The sequence below is a fragment of the Sphingopyxis sp. GW247-27LB genome (assembly GCF_002277025.1).
Lineage (GTDB): Bacteria > Pseudomonadota > Alphaproteobacteria > Sphingomonadales > Sphingomonadaceae > Sphingopyxis.
Window position 1 is genome coordinate 86,997 of record NZ_NIWD01000003.1, and the last position, 21,358, is coordinate 108,354.

Sequence of the window (21,358 nt, forward strand, 5' to 3'; positions counted from 1 at the left end):
TCGATCCTCCCTGTCGCGCAACGATGGGGAGGTGGCAGCCCGCAGGGCTGACGGAGGGGCCGAGCGCGCAGCGCTCGCTCGCGCTCGCGGCCCCTCCACCACCGCTTCGCGGCGGTCCCCCTCCCCACGGCTGCGCCGCAGGGAGGATTTTTCGCTAAAGCTGGTACGCGACCTCGACGTCGCCCCAGCGGCGGCCATGGATCACCGCGGGCATATAGACGTTGCGCACGGTCACATAGTTGGTGCCGTCGCCTTCCTGGCGATACACCGCCATGAAGAAGGGCGCGTTGCTGCGTTTCGCCGCGGCGTCGGTTTCGTCATAGAGGATGCGGCCGTTGCGGCAGTGCGCGGTGTCGTGCTCGACCTCGCCGGTCGGCGCGCGCGAGCAGTCGGTGATGTGGGTCGGAAGAAAGCCGTTCATGTCGCCCGCCGACGACATGCGCACCTCGGGATGATCGGCGACGATACGATCGAACAGCGGGCGCCAGTTGCGGTCGGCCCAGTCGCACAGGCTGGTGCGGAAGCGTTCGGGATTCGACCCCGGCACGCGGACATAATCGGTGTCGAACAATTGCTCCATCGTCAGTTCGCCGCGCGCGACCGCCGCCTCGGCAAGCCCGACAAATTCGTCGCGCACCTTCGCCGCCAGCTCGACGACGGCGGAATCGCGCGGGGACACCCCCGCCGAAATCACCGCGTTGAACATGCGGTTCGAAACATTCTCCATCGACAGGATCGAATCGCGCGTGCCCTCCAGCGTCGAGCTATTATCACGCACCGACGTCACGACCCGGTCGAGCGCCTCGCGGACACGGGCCCCGTTGGCATGCACCATCGCGCTCGACTGCGCGATGCGGTCGCTCTGGTCGTCGAGCAGCGCGACGAGGTGCGTCGCGTCGTGAAGCGCATCGGTGATCGTTTCGAACTGCGCCTCGGCGCGGCTCGATTGTTCGACCCCCGACTGGATTTCGGTGACCAGCCCGCTCGCTTCGGTCGCGAGACTGCCGATCGAGCGGCGGATCTCGTCGGTCGCGCCGCGCGTGTTCTGGGCGAGCTTCTTCACCTCGGCGGCGACCACCGCGAAGGTGCGCCCGGCGTCGCCCGCGCGCTCGGCTTCGATCGCGGCGTTCAATGCGAGCATGTTGGTGGTCTTGGCGATCGACTCGATCGACTGGCTGACCTGCTGCACCTGCTCCATCACCGCGGCGAAATTGGTGACATGCTGGCCGAGCCGCGCGACGAGGTCGATGACCGATCGGAATTCGGTGACCGCCGCGTTGACGCGCTCGGCGCCGGTGTCGAGCTGTTCGCACGCGCGCGCCGAAAGCAGCTTCGCCTCATCGGTCGAATCGGCGATCTGGCGCTGGTCGGCTTCGAGGCCGACGACATATTCCTCGAGCCGGCCGAGTTCGACGATCTGGCGATCCATCTGATCGGTCGAGCGTTTGATACGGCCCGCCGCGTCGCTGCACCCGACGGCGAGTTCGCCGCAGTCGCTTGCGACCGACTGGTCGACCATTTGGCCGGCAGGACGGATCGGATCATGTTTCATCGGCGCACCCACATCCTATTGATTGCAGGGCTATGCCCGACATTGGTTAATGCGGTGTCAATGGGTGGGCGCAAGCCGTTTCTCTTCGGAGAAAACGGCCGGTCTTTCCGTGGTGGCTGGTTGCAAATCGCGCGACGCTTGATGCCGTGGATGGATAGCCCCAAGCAAACGTCCGTTCCGACGCGCGACCCGGTGCGTGCGGCTATTTTCAGGCGCATCCGTGGTGCGCCACCCCCCGCTTCGCAGTGGCGCACTTATACCGCGCGGAGAGCGAAGCCGCAAGCGGCGATCTCGGTCTTTCCGGCGCCACCGGGCCCGCGATCAGCGCCCAATCGCGGGCCAGCTCAGCTGGTTCGCGGGAAGGCGGCCGCTGGGATCATAGACGCGGATCCGGTTCGGCAATTCGGGCCCCCATCGCCAAAGGACGAGGTTGAAATGGTTCGCCGCGGCCCCCGGTACGAAGCTCGGCACGAGGATGCCGCTATGGCCGTCGGATCGCAGCCGGTCGGCGACGAGCCAGGACGGCGCGTCGCGCCGCTGCCTCATATGGCCGAGCCAACCGCAGGCGAGGTCTTCCTGCGCAACCCCGTGCCGGGCGCATCCGGCTTCGTCGCGAAGGTCCGCAACGGGATCGCAATCGACGTCATATTCGCACATGAGCAAGGGTTGCAGCCGGTGGCTGAACCCCTGCGTGCATTCGCCCACCGCCGTCATGACGTCGAGCGACAGGTAGAGCGCCCGCTCGCCCTCGCGGTTGAAGCGCCCGCCGGTGATCGCGGCGCCTTCGCCCGACAGGGGCGTGAAGGACCAGGCGGGGTCGTGGCCGCGATAGCAGCGCCCCTGAAACCTCAAGCAAAGCCGCCGAGCGCCAGATGATCGAGATAGTCGCGCACCGCGCCCGCCCTGCCCGACTTCACCAGCGCCTCGGGCGTCCGGCCATCGAGCGCCGGGATCGGCTGCGAGCGATACCAGGCCATCGCCTGGGTCTCGCCGCCCGCCCAGTCGCGAACCCGGCTGATGATCTCCAGCACTTCGGTCACGCGGGTCTGCGCTCGCGGCGCCGTCCGGCGATCGGCTTTCGAGATGGTCGCGATGCCGAGACCGGCGGTTTCGGCAAGCTGGCCCTTGGTCATGCGGAACGCATCGGCGACCCGCTCGACGTCGACAAGGCCGCGCTTGTCCATGAAGCGCGCGACGAAGCCCCCGCCGGTCTCACCCGTGCCAGCCCTGCTTCGGCTGGCGATCTTGCGTTGCACCTGCGCCATGTCCATTCCTTTGTCCAATATATGGTCATAATATGGGACATCTATCCTATTTCGCAAGCGGGAATCGCGCGCTTCGCGGGGGCCGCCGAATTTCGCGGCCGCCCCGGCGCGATCGCGCGCCAAAGGTGATCGCCGATCTCGGTGCCATAACGGCCAGCCGGTATTCCGGTGATGCGCAGGGGAGAGCGACCATTTGTTCCCGACGTTCTTCCAAACGGGACATATCGGTTCCGATCGTGCCAAAATTGGCGCGTCCCATTGTCTTTCGATACTCGTTGCGGCCTGATCATCCTGGTTTGTTTAACAATCGGGGAACGACCGTTCGATGAATATCCACAAGATCGTCATAGCCGGGCCGCCCGGCGCCCAGACGTTTCTGGAGAGGCTCGCATCGGCGGTCGCGTCGGACAAGGTCCGGATCGACTTGCAGTTCGGGCTGTCCACGCCCACCGACGCACCGGGTTGGAGCGAAACGCAAATCCTTGTCTCGTTCGGAGTGCCCTGCACCGGAGCCGATATGGATGCGGCCCCCCGCCTCAAGGCGATCATCACGCCGTCACTCGGCTATGAGGGCATCGATGTCGAGGCGGCGCACAGCCGCGGAATCGCCTTTGCCAACGGCCGCGTCGCGGAGAATTTCGAGTCGGTCGCCGAGGCTGCGGTGCTGTTCATGCTGACGTCGCTCTACCGGCTCCGCGAGGCAGAGGAGCGCCTCCGCCGCGACGAGGTTCGCACGGGACCGCCCCGCGCGCGAATGCTCAAAGGCAAGACCGTCGGGATCATCGGCCATGGCAATATCGCCAAGGCGCTGATTGAACGTCTGCAAGGATGGGAGACACGCATATTGCTCTGCAATCGTTCGCGGGTTCCTCCTTCGCCGGCTTTCGAGCAATGCGATCTCGATACGCTCGTCGCGCAAAGCGACCTTGTCCTGCCGCTGCTGCCGCTCACGCCCGGAACCGACAAATTGCTGTCCCGTGCGAGGCTGCTCGCCATGAAGCCGGGTGCAATCCTCATCAATCTCTCGCGCGGCGCGATCGTCGACGAGAACGCCCTCGCCGACCCCGAAGTGACCGCCCATCTCGGAACGATTGCGCTCGACGTCTTCGTCACAGAGCCTTTGCCGGCGGACAGTCCGCTTCGCGACCTCCCCGACCAGCTTCTGACCAATCACGAAATCTCGCACACGCAGGAAAATCTTGGCGCGCTCTTCGCGATGGCGGTTGCCAATGTCGAGGCTGCGATCGCGGGCGCTCCCATGCCGACCACGTTCAAGGCCGGGAGCTGAGAATCCGGTCTAGCCGCTTGCCGGAGACCGCATCCTGTTCCTCCCGACAACCATCCGCCGGTCGTCGTTCCCGCCGAAGGCCCAGCATGAGTAGTGCCGCCAGGCCGACCAGCAGCGCGCTCACCGTCAGCGCGGCGTCATAGTCGCCGCTCGCATCGCGCATCTTCCCCATAGCGAAGGGACTGAGTCCGTAGCCGAGCGCGAAGACGCTATATTGCCATCCGTATATCGCGCCATATTGGCGCTGCCCAAAATGCAAAGCGGTCAGATAAGCCAGGAGGTCGATTTCGGCGCCGGCCGCCATGCCGAGCAAGATGGCCGCGACGGTTCCCATCGCGAGGCCATCTACCAACAGGAGGCCGATTCCGACGGCCGCGAGGGCAAGTACCGCCAGAGAGACGATTGCGGCCGGGAAGCGGTCGAGGAGCATGCCGATTCCTAGCCGCCCGACTACGCTGGACAGTCCGACCAGCGAGGCGGTCGCGGCCGCCTGCACAGGGTCGGCTCCGAGATCACGGAACAGCGGCACGAGGTGGACCACGACCCCACCAAGCCCCGCGGCCATCGCGAAGGAAATGACGGTGAGCAACCAGAATCGCCCGGTGCTGCGCGCTTCCCTCGCCGTCATGCCGGCCGGCCCGACATCGGACACACTCGCACGTCGGCCTTGCGCCACGCTGCGAAACCCGAACCAGACGATCGGGGCCGTGACGATCGCAATCGCGGCGAGCGCAAGATAGGCGGCGCGCCAGCCGGCCACCTCGGTGACCCCGGCCACCAGCTGCGGAACCCAGAAACCCGCAAGTCCCGCGCCCGTGAGCGCGAAGCCGAGGGCCAACCCCCGTTGCTTTTCGAACGCTGCGGCAATGGGCCGGACAAGCACGATCGGCGTCGATCCGACACCGAGAAGCGCGATGACGGTGTAGAGCGCCCAGAAGAGATGGATGCTTCCCGCCGTGGCGACGAGAAGGATCACGCCCAGCGCATAGGCGACCAGGCTCGCCGCGCCGACGTTGGCGGCACCGTACCGGTCGCAGAGCCGTCCGGCAGCCGAGCCGGACACGAACACGGCAAGCGTCATCAGCGTCACCGCGAGCGATATGTCGCCGCGACTCCAGCCGAATTCGACCTCGAGCGATGGAATGAAGCTGCCGAGGCTGTAAAAGAGGGTCGCCGTCATGCCGGCCGACAGGCCGATCGCCGCGCTGGCGAGCAGGAAGCTCTTGCCGCCGAACTCGCCCGGCAGGGTCATGGGGCAGCTGCTATTCCGTAAACCGCCCTCACAACCGCGTCGCTCAGCTGGTTCTCGGCTCCGGCCTCCTCGATCGTCTTCACAGCGTCGAGACCGCGCAGTCCGACCGGCGTCGGTCTGCCGTCCTCCACCATCACATGTCGCTCATCAAGAAGATAGGCCGATGCGTCGAGCTTCCCCGCCGCCGCGATCGCGCTGTCCCGGTCCGGCCAGATCCCGTGCAGCAAGGCGGCGAAAGTCCTGCCGCTCGCATCGGTCTGATTCCACCCCGCGGGATCGCCGCCCGTGAGGTCGTAGACCGCCAGATATGCGGGCGCCTCGCCAAGCGCCGCAAGATCGGCATTGAGGTCGGCGCCCGCCTCGATGACGATAAACATCGTCTGCCCCTCGGCATCCGCGTTGCCGCTGATCCGGCGCGAGGCCCCCTCACCCAGATTGTAGAGAAGCGCCCGGCGGAAGACATTCTGCTCGTCGCGATGGATATGCTGGGTCACCTCGCTGTGGATGAGGCCTGCACGGTCATCCTCCGAGCAATAAGTGACGATCGCGATCCCCTCGAAAGGCTCGGACGCCGCATCGAGCGGGGTCACATGATGCTGCGTGTAGCTGTCGAACCCCGGAATCCTCGCGGCCATGACCCCGTGAACATCGCGCCAGTAGCGTGTGAAGAGCGAGCGCGAGACGTCGGGACGTCGCTCGATCAGGGCGACGGTGCTCACGCCGACCATAATGCCCCCTCGACCGGCAGTATCGATCCCGACACATAAGCGCCTGCCCGCGATGCGAGAAACACGACGGCCCCGCCGATATCGCCTTCGTTGCCGAGGCGTTCCGCGGGAATTCCCTCGATCATCTGATCCTTCAGCCCGGGAACCGCCGTGAAGAAACCGTCGGTCATGTCACTCGGGAAAAATCCCGGCGCGACGGCATTCACGTTGATGCCCTTGCGGGTGAGATCCGACGCCAGCGCGCGCGTGAGCTGGTGCAGGCCGCCCTTGGCAGCGCTATACGCATAAGCACTGCTGCTCCTCGCCCAAAGCGCGGCGATCGATCCGATATTGATCACCCGCGCCGGATCGCCCTCGCGCGCCGCGGCGGTCAGCTCTGGCAGCAGCGCCTGGACAAGGAAGAAGGGCGCGCGGAGGTTGATATCCAGTTCACGGTCCCATTGCTCCGGCGTGATCGCGTCGACAGGTGCGGCCGTGAAGCTTCCGGCGTTGTTGACGAGGATATGCAGCGCGTCGGTTTCGCGCCGCACCGCCGCGGCCGCATCCGCCGGCCCTGCGCTGGTCGAGAGGTCGCAAGGCACCAAAATGCCCCCATGCTCTGCCGCGAACGCCCGATTAGCCTCGCCGTCGCGCGCGACGATGAGGACCCGGACGCCCGCGGCGGCGAGCGTGCGGCTGATCATCGCCCCGACCCCCTTGGCACCGCCGGTGACAACCGCCGTCTTGCCGCGCAGATCGAACAATCCGGTCGGCGGCGCAACCACCGGGTTCGCGCGGGTGAGGAAGGACTGGCAGTTTTCGAGATCGACGAAATTGCCTTCGTCGGGCTGGACATCCGCCAGATAGGCGGGTTCGGCAAAGGCTTGTTCCATCGCCGCGGAATTTTTGAAATCGAGCACCGCGACACCGTCATATTCGCCCGAAACGCCGAACAGCCTTGCGATCGGAGAATCGCGGCCGGTGAGCGCATGCTGGGTGTAGCTGTGCAGATGCCGCGTGAAGTCGGTACAGCGCCTGAGCAGGGGGCCATGTTTGTCCTGCCAATAGGAGGTGAACGCCTCATGGCTCAGTCCCGGCTTGCGCTTGATGCAGACGATAAGTGTCGTCATGCTTGGACTGCCGGCTTTGCGACGTTGATCGTCTGGAGCGCCAGATAGGGATAGAGGCCCTCGACTCCGCCCTCGACCCCGAAACCGGACTGCTTGTTCGCCGGAAACGGAACCTGCGGGTCGAGCGCGCAATGCTGGTTCACCCAGGCGCTGCCGCTCTCGAGCCGGGCGGCAACGGCGGTCGCAGCGGCGACATCGCTGCCCCACACCGAACCGCCGAGCGCGAAGGGCGAGGCGTTGGCGCGCGCCACCACATCATCGATATCGCTGTAGCGAATGATCGGCAGGATCGGCCCGAACGGTTCCTCATCGACGATCGCCGAGCCATCGGCCACATCGCGCACCACCGTCAGCGGCACGAAATAGCCGGGTCCGCCGGCGACCTCGCCGCCCGCGACGACCCTGCCCGCCTTGCCCGCTTCGGCCAGATAATGGAGCACTTTTTCATATTGCGCCTTGTTCTGCACCGGCCCGAACTCGGCCGCCGCATCGCTTCCCGGCGCCAGCTTGGCCGATGAAGCCAGGCCCGCCATCGCATCGCACATCGCGTCGTAGAGGCTGTCGTGGACATAGAGCCGCTTGATCACCGCGCAGACCTGACCCGAATTGAAGAAGGCGAAGGCAAAGATGGCGGGCGCGATCGCCGCGACATCGGCGTCGGGCAGTACTATCGCAGCGTCGTTGCCGCCAAGTTCGAGCGTCACGCGCTTCAGCGTCGGCGCCGCCGATGCCATGATCTTGCGACCGGTCTCGGTCGATCCAGTGAAAGTGATCTTGGCGACGTCTTCGTGCGCGACGAGCAAGGCGCCGGCGTCGTTGCCGCCCGACAGGATGTTGACCACGCCGGGCGGCACGACCTCGGCCCAGAGTTCGCCGAGCCGCAAGGTGGTGAGCGGCGTCGTCGGCGCCGTCTTGACGACGATCGTGTTGCCGGCCGCGAGCGCGGGCGCGATCTTGTTGGCGGCGATGAAGACGGGGGCGTTCCACGGCACGATCGCGCCCACCACGCCCAGGGCTTTGCGATGCAGTTCGACGCGGCGCGTGTCATCCTCGACAATCAGCTCGGGTTGAACTTCGAGCCCGGCATAATAGGTGAGATAACCGGTCGCCAGATGCAGGATTTCGAACTGTGCGAGTCCCATCGGGCGCCCGGTTTCCTGAACAAGCAGCGCGCAAAGCTCTTCGGCATTGTCCACGACCTTCGCGGCCATCGCGCGCAGAACGTCGCCGCGCGCGCTGGGGGCCAGATCGCGCCAGGCGGGAAAGGCCGCCTTGGCGGCGGCGACCGCGCGTTCGACGTCGGCCGCATCGGCGTCGGGAACCTGGGTGAAGACGGCGCCGGTGCACGGATCGACGACGTCGAGCGCCCGGCTCCCCTCCACAAGTTCTCCGCCGATCAGCATCCGGACCATGTCATTCTCCTCATTGTCAGGCGGTCAGAGCCACCCGATTGTCGTCCTTGTTCGCCTCGGGAGCCGCCGCGGCGTTGCGGAACCGCTCGACCACGCTCGCCTCGAGCGTGCGCACGCGATCGACCGCCGCTTCCTTCACATGGCCATAGCCACGGATCTGGGCCGGCAGACTCGCCGCTTCGACGGCGAACTTGTGGTTGGCCGGGGTGAGCGCCGCAGCCATGCCTCGCAGCCGCGCCTCATATTCGTCGATGAGCGCGCGCTCCATCTTGCGCTCGGCGGTATAGCCGAACGGGTCGAGCGCGGTACCGCGTAGCCGCTTGCCCTTCGCGAGCAGCGGAAACAGCTTTCCGACCCACGGGCCGAACTCGCGCTTCAGCAAATGCCCCGTCGCGGGATCGCGCTTCGAGAAGAGCGGCGGCGCGAGATTGTACCGAAGCTTCGCACCATCCTCGAACGTCGAGGCGAGTTCGCGCTTGAACGCAGGATCGGCATGAAGGCGCGCGACCTCATATTCATCCTTGTATGCCATGAGCTTGGCGAAGTTGCGCGCGACCATGACGGCGAGCGCCGTGCTGCCGGGCAGCACCCGCTCCTCGGCAGCCGCGACCGCATCGACGAGCGCGCGGTAGCGCGCCGCATAGGCCGCATTCTGGTAGGCGGCGAGCAATGCCGTGCGGTGTGCCACGATGTCGCCGAGGTCGGTAAGCGGCTTGAACTCGGGCGCCGTCAGGGTGGCGGCGGCCGCGGCATCGACTTTCGCCGGATTGACGACGAGAAGACGCCCGAGCGCAAAGGCCGACTGATTGAAGGCGACGGCGACCCCGTTGATTTCAACCGCGCGCGCGATCGAAGCCGGCGAAACCGGCAGCAGCCCGAGCTGCGACGCATAGCCGAGCATGAAGAGGTTGGCGGCGATCGTGTCGCCGAACAAGGCAAGCCCCAGCCCGGTCGCATCGACCCCATGCAGTCCGGCCGAGAGCTTTTTCAGGCGATCGACAATCAGGCTCTGGTCGAGCACGAGGTCGGGATTGCGCTGAAAGGCCGGGGTCGGCGTGATGCGCGCGTTGACGACCGTCGTGGTCCGCGCCGCCGAAAAGGTGACGACGGGTTCCTTGGCCAGCGCCGCGACGGCGTCGAAGGCGAGCGCCAGATCCGCCTCTCCAGTGCCGAGTTTCTGCGCCGCGAGGTCACCCGCCGCAGCTGCGATCCGGACATGGCTGTAGACCGCGCCATTCTTCTGGCTGAGCCCGGTCATGTCGAAGACCGAACAGGCGAGCCCCTCGAGGTGCGCCGCCATGCCGAGCAAGGCGCCGACGGTTACAACGCCTGTGCCGCCGATCCCCGACACCATGATATTGAATGCGCCGTCCGAAATCGCGGCCAATGCGGGTTCGGGAAGGTCCGTCTGTGCCTCGCCCGCCAGCGCCGAGACCTTGGGCTTGCGCGGCTCCGCGTCGAGCACGGTGATGAAGCTCGGGCAGAAGCCTTTGACGCAGCTATAATCCTTGTTGCAGTTCGACTGGTCGATCTGGCGCTTGCGGCCGAGTTCGGTTTCCTTCGGCCAGACGCTGACGCAGTTCGACTGGACCGAGCAGTCGCCGCATCCCTCGCAGACGGCGCTGTTGATGAACATACGCTTGGCCGGATCGGGAAATTTGCCGCGCTTGCGGCGGCGGCGCTTCTCGGCGGCGCAGGTCTGTTCGTAAACGATGACGGTCACGCCCTTCACCTCGCGAAGTTCGCGCTGCAACGCATCGAGTTCGTCGCGATGATGGACGGTGACGCCTTCGCCAAGGCCGCTGTTCGCATCGTAGAGATCGGGCCGGTCGGTGACGACGATGCAGCGCTCGACGCCTTCGGCGAGCACCTGCCGCGTGACGTCGCCGGGGGTCAGCGGTCCGTCGACCGGCTGGCCGCCGGTCATCGCCACCGCGTCGTTGAACAGGATCTTGTAGGTCATGTTGACCTTCGCCGCCACCGCGCCGCGGATCGCCAGCAGGCCCGAATGATAATAGGTGCCGTCGCCGATATTCTGGAAGATGTGCGGCGTCTCGGTGAAATGAGCGAGGCTGTACCAATGCGCGCCCTCGCCGCCCATTTGCGTGTTGGGGAGCATTTCGGGGCCCGAGTACATCGCCATGGCGTGGCACCCGATGCCCCCGCCGGCGAGGCTGCCTTCGGGAAAGCGCGTGCCCGTATTGTGCGGACAGCCAGAGCAGAAATAGGGAGCGCGCACGGCGTCCCCGGGCTTCTGACCCGCGACCTTCGTCATCGCGGCGCGGAGGCCTTCGACGCGCTCCGCGATGGCTGGCGGCTCGCTTCCCAGCCGGCGGAGCCGCTCGGCGATGACAAGGGCGAGTTGCAGCGGATCGAGCTGCTCGTCGCTCGGGATCATGAAGGCGCCGGTCTCGTCGGTCTTGCCGACGATCGCCGGCGCCCCCGGGCGCCCGTAGAGGATCGCCTTGGCCTGCGCCTCGGTGAGACCCTCCTTTTCCTCGACGAACAGGAGTTCGGCCTGACCTTCGGCAAATTCGGCGAGCCCTTCGCGCTCGACCGGATACATGCAACCGAGCTGATAGAGCGAAATACCGAGCGCCGCCGCGTCGACGTCGGAAAGGCCGAGAAGTTTCAGCGCCTGGCGCGCATCCTGGACCGCTTTTCCGGTCGCGACGATCCCGAGCTTTCGCGCGCCATTGTCGATCAGCACTCGGTCGATGCCGTTCGCGCGCACGAATTTCTCGACGAGCGGCCAGCGGAAACGTTTGGCGACGATCTCCGACTGCACCCGGTCGAGATGGGTCGGAAAATTGTGGAAGCCGTTCGCGGGCGCGACACCACGCTCGGGCAGCACCGGCCCGTTATCGAGCTGCGGGAGTTCGACCGTCATCGTCTGCTCGAGCACTTCGTTGCACATCTTGAAGCCGGTGAAGAGACCGGTGTAGCGCGACATCGCCCAGCCGAGCAGGCCATATTCGAGCACGTCCTGCACATCGGACGGCGCGAGGATCGGCATGCCCGCATGCATCAGCGCCACCTCGCTCTGATGCGCGACGGTCGACGACTTGCCGCTGTGATCGTCGCCGGCGACGATCAGCACGCCGCCATTGGGATGCGAGCCGGCCATATTGCCGTGCTTGAACGGGTCGCCCGAACGGTCGACGCCCGGCCCCTTGCCGTACCACAGGGCAAAGACGCCGTCCTTCGTCGCATCGGGAATGCCGGCCAGCATCTGCGTTCCCCAGACCGCCGTTGCCGCGAGATCCTCGTTGACTCCCGGCTGGAACAGGACGTCCATGCTCTCGAGCAGATCCTTCGCGCGCCAAAGTTCCTGATCGTAGCTGCCGAGCGGCGAGCCGCGATAGCCCGAGATGAAGCCGCCCGTATCGAGCCCGGCGCGCGTGTCGCGATCCTTCTGCAGCATGGGCAGGCGCACGAGCGCATGCGTGCCGGTCATCAGCACGGTGCCTTCGTCGATCGTATATTTGTCGGTCAGCTTGACGTCACGCATGGGATAGGGACCTTCGGGATTCTTCCGGGCGATAGGCGGCGCCATGGTCCGCCAGATAAGTCGCGAAACTGGATTGAAATTCGGCCATCACAAGCTGGGTACTCGGCCGCGCGGTCATCGCCGCCAGCCACGCGTCCAGCCCACCGATCTCGTCGATGATCGAGCGGTCGTAGACGAAACGCGTGACGCGGTCGGCGATATCGAGATTATAGTAAGCGAACAGATCGGCCTGTCCGGGGCGATCGCCCAGCAAGAAAGGTTTCGGCGCGAGCAACTGCGCCAGCGCACCCGTCGCGCGGTCGAGCATCGTGCGCACCGACGCTTCGGTTGTCGGCAGGTTCGCGCGGCCCATGAATACCCCGGCAAAAAGCTGGCGCACCTGTGCCTCGACATAGATCTGAATGATGTTGATCGTCTGCCGCGCCCGCGCCCGCTCGAATGCACCGGCGGGGCGCAGCGGAATGTCGGGATAGGCATCGTCGAGATAGTCGAGGATGGCGACCGTCTCGGTCAGACATCCGGCCTCGGTTTCGAGGACCGGAATCTTGCCGAGCGGGCTCAGCTGCCGAAACGCCGCATCCTGCGAAGCACGGGTCGGAACGAATTCGAACGATAGCTCCTTTTCGAGGAGAGCCGCGCGCACGACGTTGACATAGTTGCTCACCGGATAGCCCAAGAGACGAAGCCGGGTCATGTCCGAACGTCCAGGACCTTGCCGGGGTTCAGGATATTTCCGGGATCGAGAAGGCGCTTGATTTCGGCCATCAGGCCGCGCTCACCAGCCGATCGCGACACGTCGAGCCAGGGCTTCTTCTCGAGCCCGATGCCATGTTCGGCAGAGATCGATCCGCCGATCGGGCGAAGCGGCTCATAGACGCATTCCTCGACGTGGTGCCGGTCGCCCTCTTCGCCCGCCCCGATCGCGATATGGAGATTGCCGTCGCCCATATGGCCGAGGAAGGCGATCTTGCCCTCGGGCCAACGGGTTTTGAGCCTGCCGGTCACCGCCGCGATATAATCCTGCATCTTGCCTACCGGCAGCGAGACGTCGAAGGCGTAGAAGGGCTGGAATTCCCGGACGACATGTTCGAGGTCTTCCCGGATTTCCCAGATCTGCTGGCGCTGGGCTTCCGAACGGGCAAGGACGGCATCGTCGAAATAGCCGCGCTCCCCCGCTTCGCCGAGGACGGTCTCGAAAAGCTCGGTATCGCGTTCCTGCTGCGATCCGAGCATCTCGATGATCGCATAATAGGGCTGGTCGGCCGAAAGCGGCGGCGCATGTTTGCCGGCGCCGGTGTTGACCCGGTAAAAACTGTTGTCGATCAGCTCGAACGCGCTCAGCAGTCCGCCGAACCCCTGGTCGACGAAGCGCAGCAGGTTCACCATCTGGTCGAATTTCGCGGCGCACACGATCGCGGTATTGGAACTGGTCGGGCGCTCGCGAAGGCGGAGAACGAGCCTGGTGATGACCCCGAGCGTTCCTTCGGACCCGATGAACAGCTGCTTCAGGTCATAGCCCGTATTGTTCTTGATCATCTGGTTGAGCGACGAGATCACCCGCCCATCGGCAAGCACCGCTTCGACGCCGAGCACCTGTTCGCGCATCATGCCGTAGCGGATGACGCGCATGCCGCCGGCGTTGGTCGAGGCATTGCCCCCAAGCTGGCACGAGCCTCTCCCGCCGAGATCGAGCGGAAAGGTCAGGCCATGTTCGGCTAGCTCGGTCTCGAGGGTTTCGAGGACAACGCCGGCCTGGACGGTCGCCGTTCGATTGACCGGGTCGATCGCCTCGATTGCCGCCATTCGCTCAAGCGACAGCGCGATTTCGCCGCGCCGGGTCTCGGTCGCGCGGACCCAGCCCGACATGCCGCCGTGCACCACAACGGGCTGGCCGGCGGCGCTGCACAGGCGCAGGATCGCGGCGACCTCGTCCGTCGTGCGCGGACGCACGATCGCATCGGCGCCGATCCGGTCCATGAAATAGCCTGGATAGCGGCTCGCCACCTCGCCGCCGGTCAGCAGGCCCGCGTCGCCGACGATCTCGCGCAACTGCTCGATCAGCACCGCCGAAACGGCCGGAAAGGCGTCAACCCGGGTCATAGGCTGACAAAGACGTCATCGCCGTCGATCCGCACCGGATAGCGTTCGAGGACGATGGAATCGTCTTCCTGACATTCGCCGGATTCCAGATCGAACGTCCAGCCGTGCCAGGGGCAGGTCAGGATCGTGCCATCGACGTCGCCCTCATGCAGCGGACCCTCGGCGTGCGGGCACTGGCCGTTGGTCGCGATCACCCGCCCGCGGCACATGAAGAGCGCCACATCCTGCCCGCCCGCCTCGGTGAGCACGGGCTCGCCGGCCTCGACGGCGGCCAGCGACCCGATGCGATATTCCTTCGTATCGGTCATGGCGGCGATCACCCGGGGATCGCGTCGAGTTGCTGCAGCACCGGAATGGCGTCCCAGATGCTGCGTTCGAGGATGATCTTGCCGTCGTCGTTCCAGCCCATGACGGTCACGCCGCGGGTCTTGGTGACCTTGCCCTTGGCATCGACGCCCAGAAAATCGCCGGCATGCTTGGTTTCCCAAGTCCACTGGAAAGATCCGAGGCGGTCGTCGCCGACATAGTCGAACACGTCGAACTTGTTATAGCTGAGCGACGGGTCCTCGATGATGAAGCCTTCGAAAAAGGAACGCAGCGCCGGGAGGTCATTGTTGATCCGGAGGTCGAAATTGACGTCCTCGAACTGGAATTCGGGGGCGTAGAGCGTCATCAGCTCGTCGGTCCCGTCGGCGAAGAGCCCGATCCAATATTGCGCCCACTGCTTGTTCATTTCATGCCTCCGTAGTTCGGCCTTGTCCTGCGACGCCGGATGGCGCCGCACTTTCCGATCATCTCAAAAATGTCCGTCCCCGGCAAAGCCTGTCGGGGACGGCAAGGCGGGGGAGAGATCAGAAGTTGAACCGCCCTTCGACGCCGAGGTGGCGGGTCTCGGCGCGCGATGTCAGCTGGAACACGCCGAGCAGCGGAAGGACGGAACGGTTGTATTTCTCGTTGAAGATATTCTTGCCGAAGAGCGACAGGCTCCAGCGATCGGCCTTGGCGAGCGTCAGCCGCGCATCGACGAGGTCGACGGGGCTGCGCCGCGAACCCGGCGTGTTGATGACATCCCACCAGGTCGACCCGATACGGACATATTCGACCCGCGGCGTGAGCATGAGATCATTACCGAGATCGAAGTCGTGCGTGATCCCCGCGTTCAGATTATATTTGGCCGCGTTGGGCGCCCGGTTCCCCACATAGGCGGGGTTCGCGGCGAACGCCCGCACCTTGCCGTCGGTATAGCCATAAGCGCCGAAAATCTGCGGCCCGCCGGGGATGTGCCAGTTGAAATCGACCTCGAAACCGCGCAGGCGCACCTTGTCGATCGAGGTGGTCGTCTGGAGACCCGCCGAAGGGAAGAATTCGAACTGCTGAGCGCCCGACACATTGGTCGTGAACGCCGCGATATTGAGGCTGAGCGAACGGTCGAACAGCCGGAGCTTCGTCCCCACCTCCCATGACGTGGATTTTTCGGCATCGAACTGGTCCTGCACGAAGACCTGGGATCCGGGCGGCGCGACGGCAAGCAGCGCGGCGCGGCTGCCCAGCGGGTTGAAGCCGCCGCTCTTGAAGCCCTTGCCATAGCTTGCGTAAACGCTTCCCGTCCGGCCGAGATCATAGGAAATGCTCGCCTTCGGCTCGAACTCCTTGAAGGTTTCCGAAGCCTGGCAATCGGCCAGCGTCGTGCCGGGACCCCGCGCCTGGATACAGAGATTGTAATTGGCGCCCGTCACCGGGTTGATCGCGTCGGGTGCCAGTTCGACGACGCTGCGCTTCTCGATATCGTAGCGGCCCGCAAGATTGAGGTGCAGCTGGTCGGTGACGTCGAACTGGACGCTGGCAAAGGGGGCGAAGCTCTCGGTCTTGTAGGCCTGGCGCGCGTAGGAGACGGTCGCCCCGATGATCGGATCGCCCGGCGCGTCGATACCGTCGGAAGGCGGAACGATCCCGACGAGATCCTGGTTGAGCTCGCTGATCTGGCCGCGCTTGAAGTTGAGATAATAGAGGCCGACTTGCCAGCGGAATCGCTGGTCGTCGGGCGACGTCAGCCGCAGCTCCTGAGAGAAATTCTTGTCGCGATATTTATAGCCCTGCACCGTCGAGCCCGGCGTCCCCGAGTCTGCGAGATAGGGCGGCGAATCCCCGCCGAAGAACTGGTAGAGCTTGTCGGCGGCGGTCACCGAGGTAATCGTCGCCCAGCCCATGTCATAATCGATCTTGAGCGAACCGGCGACGAGCCACTCGTCGAGCTGACCCTGGACATTGGTCACGAACGGCAAATCGGTGCGGTCGGCGTCGAGTTCGTTGACGGGGATGCCGCCAATCGGCAGGCCGACGAACTGCGACTGCAGCGCGGTCGAACCTCCCTTGGTATCGTGCCCGCTGAGCTTGAAATCGACCGTCAGCCCGTCCGCGGGCTCCCAATAGAGGCGCGCCTGGCCGAGCACCGTGCGGAGGCGATACGGCTTTTCCCCCGTCGTGATGTTGGTGAAAGGTCCGTCGGTATCGCGAAACGACGCGGCGAGACCGAAGCCGAGCGTATCGGTCAGCGGACCGCTGACTTCGGCCTGGGCCCGCGCGGTGTTCCAGCTGCCATAGCCCGCGAGCACCGAGCCCCCGAGTTCCGCGCGCGGCAGCTTAGTCGTGACGACGATGGCGCCGGCGGCGGCGTTGCGGCCGTAAATCGCGCTTTGCGGCCCCTTCAGCACTTCGATCTGCTGGATATTGAACAGATCCTGGTTGAATTGCTTGAGGCTCGACAGTTGAACGCCATCGATGACGACGGCGACATTGGGGTCGGAGTTGCGAACCGAAGTCTGGCCGCGGATATTGGTGAAGCTGTCGCCGGTGGCTTCATCGATGAAGGTCACGTTCGGCGTCGAGATCAGATAGTCTTGCGGCCGGACGATACCCTTGGCGGCAATATCTTCGTCGGTGGTCACCGACACCGCGATCGGAACCTGGCTCAGATTCTCGTTCCGCTTCGTAGCCGTCACGATGATATCGGTCGGATCGCTGGCCTCGGTGGCCGGTGCCGCTTCGGTCTGCGCCATCGCGGGCGCGGCCGTCAGTGCCATGCCGACGACCCAGGCCGCCGACGCGCGATAAAGATAACCTCTGGTGCGCATCAATCCTCTCCTCATTATGGCATCGTCGGCCTTTGCGGCGCTATCTGCCTTCCTCGCAGCGTGCATCGGATATCGCGGCGGCAAACGACAGGGCGCGGCGTGCCAAGGCAAAGCCGTTCGGGACAAAGCGACACGTTCGGCATGAATTGATCGCCCGACAGGCCAATCGTGACATCGGTGACCGGTTGGCCTATCTGCATGCCAAGGGAAAATAATGAGGATCGGGTGACTGAAACGGAATCCAAGTCCGGACTGACGGGGTGGGTGCTGGCGATCGTGAGGGCGATGCGCGCCAGTGGTATCGATCCCGACCGGGTGCTGAGCGAGATCGGCATGGACCCCGCCCGCCTCGAAGGCGGCTATGGGCGCTATTCGCAGGAACAGATCAGCATGTTGTGGCGCAAGGCGGTAGCGCTGAGCGACTCCGACTTCGCCCTCCGGGTCGCCGCGGAGGTCCGGCCCTCGACATTCCACGTCGTGGGTTATGCCATGAGCTGCTCGGCAACGCTCTCGCGGGCGCTCCACCGGTTCGCCTTCTATTGCAGGCTCATTTCGGATTCGGCGACGGCCACGCTCACGGAGTCGGGCGATCAGGTGACGCTGTCGATCTTCTTCGACACGGGCGGCGAGCCGCCCATCTATCAGACGGTCGATACGGTGCTCGCCTCGGTACTCGGCTATCTTCGCTGGATCGCGGGCATTCCCATCACACCGATCTCGGTCAGTCTTGCGCATCCCAAGCCTCGCCGGGGCGACGGGCTGGAAGCGTTTTTCGGTTGTCCCGTCGCCTATGGACAGCCTGAGGATGCGATCGTTTTTGCACGGGCCGATCTCGACCGGCCGATCCTCGTCGCGGACGAGGAACTGGCGTCGTTGCTCGATGGCGTCGCGAACCGCTATCTGGAGACGCGGATGGCCGGCCGCTTCGCCGTCCGCGTCCGTGATGCGCTGATCGCCCGCATGCCCGACGGGATGGTCCGCAAGAGCGATATCGCAAAGAGCCTGCATATGACCGAGAGGACTTTGCTCAGGCGACTGAAGGACGAGGGCACGACCTTTTCCGATGTGCTCGACCGCGTGCGTCTGCAGCTTGCTTTCCAATATCTGAAGCGGAGCGATCTCGTCATTCGCGATATCGCCTATATGCTCGGCTTCTCCGACGAAGGGACTTTCTCCCGCGCGTTCAAGCGCTGGACCGGCCGCCGACCCAGTGTGGTCGCCCAGATGAAAGCCGACGAGATCGTCGAGGTCGCCCGCAAACTCGATATCTAGGCGTGCCGCAAGGCGGGGCCGGGCCGTTCAAAATCGCGCGCCTCCGCCTCGTTCGCGAGGAACGCGGGCGCTGCACCTGCAAGCCGCACATGCTCGCGACCGAGATCCGCCAGCGACGGGCATCCGATCAGCGCCAGGGTACGCAGCGTCTCCTGCTTCATGCCCCCGAGCCAGCGCTCGACCCCCGCGGCGCCGAAGGCGGACAGGGCGTAAAGATAGGGGCGCCCCGTCATGCAGGCGCGCGCGCCCATCGCGAGGGCCTTGACGATATGGCTCCCCCGGCGAATGCCGCCGTCGAGGATCACCTCGACCCGGTCGCCCGCCGCGTCAGCGATATCGGCCACGAGGTCGATCGTCGCCGCGCCGCCGTCGAGCTGCCGTCCGCCATGGTTGGAAATGATGACCGCACTCGCTCCCGCATCGGCGGCGCGTAGCGCATCGTCGCCGCACTGCAGGCCCTTGATCGCAAAGGGTCCTCCCCAATAGGCCGCAATCTTGGCGATCCGCTCCCAGCTGATATGCGATTCCATCTTCGAAGCGAAGAAGGCGGCGAGCGTCGACAGATCGCCCTCGCCGCTCGCCGTCACATTGGGCAACGAGAATTTCCCGCCGCCGAGGTAGCCGAGGCACCAGCCGGGCCGCTTGGCAAAGGATGCGAGCGAAGCCGGGGTAAGCCGGGGCGGTACGGTGAGGCCCGAGCGCAGGTCGCGCTCGCGGTTGCCCGCGACGATCGTGTCGACCGTCAGGCAGAGCGCATCGAAGCCCGCCGCCTTGCAGCGATCGATGCTGGCGAAGTTCAGGGCATCGTCGGCGAGCAGGTAAAGCTGATAGATTTTGGGGCCGGCGCTGATCGCGCCGATCTCCTCGATCGATGCCGTCGCCATCGTCGACAGGGCGTAGCCGCAGCCCGCATCGGCTGCCGCGATCGCCACCCCCTGTTCGCCGTCGGGATGGAACATCCGGCTCATTCCCGTCGGCGCAAGGATGAGCGGCCATTCGAGGTCGCAGCCGAGAACGCGGGTGGCGGCATTCACCCGCGTCACATCGGTCATGTAGCGCGGAACGAGGTCGTAGCGGTCGAAGGAGGCCACATTGGCCGCCGCCGTCTTTTCGTCATCGGCCGCCCCGCAGATATAGTCGAAGAGCGGCCGCGGCAGGCGGCGCCGCGCGGCGTCCTCATAGTCAGCGGTGCCGTAGCACTGCGCCAGCCTTGGCATTTTGCCCACTCCCCTGTTCGAGCTTCCGCGCGAGCGGCTCAACCGCGCGCGCGGAAGCGGACCTTGAGGTGATGGGGTCCACGCGCGAAGTAGGAGTCGAGCCACTCCACCTCGTCGGACACCGGCTCGAGGAGTTCGAAACGCCGGAACACCGTTTCGAGGGCCGAGCGCGCCTCCATCCGCGAGAGATAATTGCCGAGACAGAAGTGCGGCCCCTGCCCGAAGGACATCAGCGGGAAAGCGATCTTCCGGTCGATGTCGAACACTTCCGGATCGGTGAACTTGCTCTCGTCGCGGTTGGCCGATGCGAGCAGCGGCATGACCGTCGAGCCCTTGGGGATCTTGACCCCGCCGAGCTCGGTATCCTCCATCGTGTGGCGGAAGATGATCTGCACCGGCGGATTGTAGCGCAGCACCTCCTCGATGAGCGCGGGGATGAGCTCGGGATTGGCGCGCACCCGTTCATAGACCTCGGGGTGGCGTTTCAGTTCGACCAGCGTCGTGCCGAGCAGGTTGGTCGTCGTCTCGACGCCGCCGATCAGGAGGAGGATCGACATCTGGATCACTTCGATGCGCGACATTTTCTCGCCGTCGATCTCGGCGACGATGAACTGCGAGATGAGATCGTCCTGCGGATCGGCCGCGCGCTCGTCGTACAAATCCTCGAAGAAGGCGCGGACCTTGTCCGAACTGTCCTGGATCTCCGCGAGGCGCTCGGGCCCGTAAGCGGCGCGGTTCGCGGCCGCGAGGATGTTGTCGACCCAGATCTTGAATTCGGCGCGCCGCGCCGTCGGGACGCCCAGAACCTGCGCGATCACGGTGACGGGATAGAGCGCACAGAAATCCGTCGCGAAATCGAACTCGCCCTCGATGCCGTGCTTTGCAATGATATCGTCGATCAGCTCGTTCGCCACTTCATAGGTGCGGTCGACGAGGATTTTGATCTTCGACGGCACGAAGGCCTTGTTCGCGAGCTTGCGCAGATGGACATGCCCCGGCGGGTCCATCGAGATCATCGGCGGCACCTCGGGCACGGGGTCATATTCACCGAGCAGCGCCGGCCAGAACATCGACGAGCTGTAGAGCTTGCCATTTTTCAGCAGCGTGTCGACATCGTCATAGCGAGCCACCCCGAAAGCCTGGAGCGACGGGAGCCACGTCACCGGATCATCGCGGCGAAGCTTGGCGTAATAGGGATAGGGTTCGTGCTTCACGACCGGATCGAGCGGATCATAGACCCGCTCTTCGCCGCCCATGTCGTCGCTCCGGTTGAGGAGGGTCTCGCTCATATGTCTCTCCGCATGCGTGGCGGCGCCGGGCGCCATCCTCTTTCTGGTTGATGGAAAGCCTATGGGCAGCAAGCGCCGCCCCCAAGGGCCAGCCGTGCCACGAAAAAGCAGAGGGTGCCAAAGATTTGGGTTCGCTGGCACGTTCGGCCTCGCCGTGACCCCTTCTGCCGTGGCAAAGCCCATATAGCAGGATAATTTGCGGGAACGCAGAACGGGCCAGGCCCGCACGGTT

General features: G+C 65.1%; 17 protein-coding genes. 2 read left to right on the forward strand and 15 right to left on the reverse strand.

Annotated elements, in window-relative coordinates; translation table 11 throughout:
• Window positions 1–154 precede the first annotated feature (154 nt).
• The 3 genes from CD928_RS04175 to CD928_RS04185 all read right to left on the reverse strand — a co-directional run bounded on the left by CD928_RS04175 (window position 155) and on the right by CD928_RS04185 (window position 2,817).
• On the reverse strand, window positions 155–1,552 hold the full coding sequence (locus tag CD928_RS04175; RefSeq protein ID WP_095385463.1) for a methyl-accepting chemotaxis protein: 1,398 nt from the start codon (window positions 1,550–1,552) through the stop codon (window positions 155–157).
• A gap of 321 nt (window positions 1,553–1,873) precedes the next feature.
• Window positions 1,874–2,404, reverse strand: a complete 531-nt coding sequence (locus CD928_RS04180; protein ID WP_095385466.1) for an RES family NAD+ phosphorylase — start codon at window positions 2,402–2,404, stop codon at window positions 1,874–1,876.
• Entirely contained in the window at window positions 2,401–2,817 is a 417-nt protein-coding gene (locus tag CD928_RS04185) for an antitoxin Xre/MbcA/ParS toxin-binding domain-containing protein (protein WP_095385549.1), read from the reverse strand. The genes CD928_RS04180 and CD928_RS04185 overlap by 4 nt, the downstream gene beginning before the upstream one ends.
• A 325-nt stretch (window positions 2,818–3,142) precedes the next feature.
• On the opposite strand from CD928_RS04185, the gene CD928_RS04190 reads away from it, so the two are divergent.
• Entirely contained in the window at window positions 3,143–4,105 is a 963-nt protein-coding gene (locus CD928_RS04190; protein ID WP_095385469.1) for an NAD(P)-dependent oxidoreductase, read from the forward strand.
• Here CD928_RS04190 and CD928_RS04195 read toward each other — a convergent pair.
• The 10 genes from CD928_RS04195 to CD928_RS04240 all read right to left on the reverse strand — a co-directional run bounded on the left by CD928_RS04195 (window position 4,089) and on the right by CD928_RS04240 (window position 17,348).
• Window positions 4,089–5,357, reverse strand: coding sequence for an MFS transporter (locus CD928_RS04195; protein ID WP_095385472.1), 1,269 nt, complete (start codon window positions 5,355–5,357; stop codon window positions 4,089–4,091). The two genes, CD928_RS04190 and CD928_RS04195, sit on opposite strands and share 17 nt — an antisense overlap.
• Window positions 5,354–6,085: an EthD domain-containing protein gene (locus tag CD928_RS04200; RefSeq protein WP_095385475.1), complete on the reverse strand. Its 732-nt coding sequence runs from the start codon at window positions 6,083–6,085 to the stop codon at window positions 5,354–5,356. Before CD928_RS04200 ends, CD928_RS04195 begins: the two co-directional genes overlap by 4 nt.
• The gene (locus tag CD928_RS04205; RefSeq protein WP_217983713.1) at window positions 6,073–7,194 is read right to left on the reverse strand and encodes an SDR family oxidoreductase; all 1,122 of its coding nucleotides are present in this window, start codon (window positions 7,192–7,194) and stop codon (window positions 6,073–6,075) included. The genes CD928_RS04200 and CD928_RS04205 overlap by 13 nt, the downstream gene beginning before the upstream one ends.
• Window positions 7,191–8,606 (reverse strand): aldehyde dehydrogenase family protein, encoded by a 1,416-nt coding sequence (locus CD928_RS04210; protein ID WP_095385478.1) that lies wholly within the window; start codon window positions 8,604–8,606, stop codon window positions 7,191–7,193. The genes CD928_RS04205 and CD928_RS04210 overlap by 4 nt, the downstream gene beginning before the upstream one ends.
• 16 nt (window positions 8,607–8,622) lie before the next feature.
• Entirely contained in the window at window positions 8,623–12,117 is a 3,495-nt protein-coding gene (locus tag CD928_RS04215) for an indolepyruvate ferredoxin oxidoreductase family protein (protein ID WP_255247031.1), read from the reverse strand.
• Window positions 12,110–12,811 (reverse strand): glutathione S-transferase family protein, encoded by a 702-nt coding sequence (locus tag CD928_RS04220; RefSeq protein WP_095385484.1) that lies wholly within the window; start codon window positions 12,809–12,811, stop codon window positions 12,110–12,112. Before CD928_RS04220 ends, CD928_RS04215 begins: the two co-directional genes overlap by 8 nt.
• The gene (locus tag CD928_RS04225) at window positions 12,808–14,217 is read right to left on the reverse strand and encodes an FAD-binding oxidoreductase (RefSeq protein WP_095385487.1); all 1,410 of its coding nucleotides are present in this window, start codon (window positions 14,215–14,217) and stop codon (window positions 12,808–12,810) included. Before CD928_RS04225 ends, CD928_RS04220 begins: the two co-directional genes overlap by 4 nt.
• Window positions 14,214–14,525: a Rieske 2Fe-2S domain-containing protein gene (locus tag CD928_RS04230; protein WP_141237083.1), complete on the reverse strand. Its 312-nt coding sequence runs from the start codon at window positions 14,523–14,525 to the stop codon at window positions 14,214–14,216. The genes CD928_RS04225 and CD928_RS04230 overlap by 4 nt, the downstream gene beginning before the upstream one ends.
• An 8-nt stretch (window positions 14,526–14,533) precedes the next feature.
• On the reverse strand, window positions 14,534–14,950 hold the full coding sequence (locus tag CD928_RS04235) for an ester cyclase (RefSeq protein ID WP_095385493.1): 417 nt from the start codon (window positions 14,948–14,950) through the stop codon (window positions 14,534–14,536).
• A gap of 118 nt (window positions 14,951–15,068) precedes the next feature.
• Window positions 15,069–17,348 carry a TonB-dependent receptor gene (locus CD928_RS04240; RefSeq protein ID WP_176473441.1) on the reverse strand — a complete coding sequence of 760 codons (2,280 nt, stop codon included), beginning with the start codon at window positions 17,346–17,348 and terminating at the stop codon, window positions 15,069–15,071.
• Window positions 17,349–17,573: 225 nt separating this feature from the next.
• Between CD928_RS04240 and CD928_RS04245 the strand changes: the two genes are divergently transcribed.
• On the forward strand, window positions 17,574–18,620 hold the full coding sequence (locus CD928_RS04245) for an AraC family transcriptional regulator (RefSeq protein ID WP_176473442.1): 1,047 nt from the start codon (window positions 17,574–17,576) through the stop codon (window positions 18,618–18,620).
• Here CD928_RS04245 and CD928_RS04250 read toward each other — a convergent pair.
• Entirely contained in the window at window positions 18,617–19,837 is a 1,221-nt protein-coding gene (locus CD928_RS04250; protein WP_095385502.1) for an alpha-hydroxy acid oxidase, read from the reverse strand. The two genes, CD928_RS04245 and CD928_RS04250, sit on opposite strands and share 4 nt — an antisense overlap.
• A 38-nt stretch (window positions 19,838–19,875) precedes the next feature.
• Window positions 19,876–21,126 carry a cytochrome P450 gene (locus CD928_RS04255; RefSeq protein ID WP_176473443.1) on the reverse strand — a complete coding sequence of 417 codons (1,251 nt, stop codon included), beginning with the start codon at window positions 21,124–21,126 and terminating at the stop codon, window positions 19,876–19,878.
• Between the last annotated feature and the right edge of the window lie 232 nt (window positions 21,127–21,358).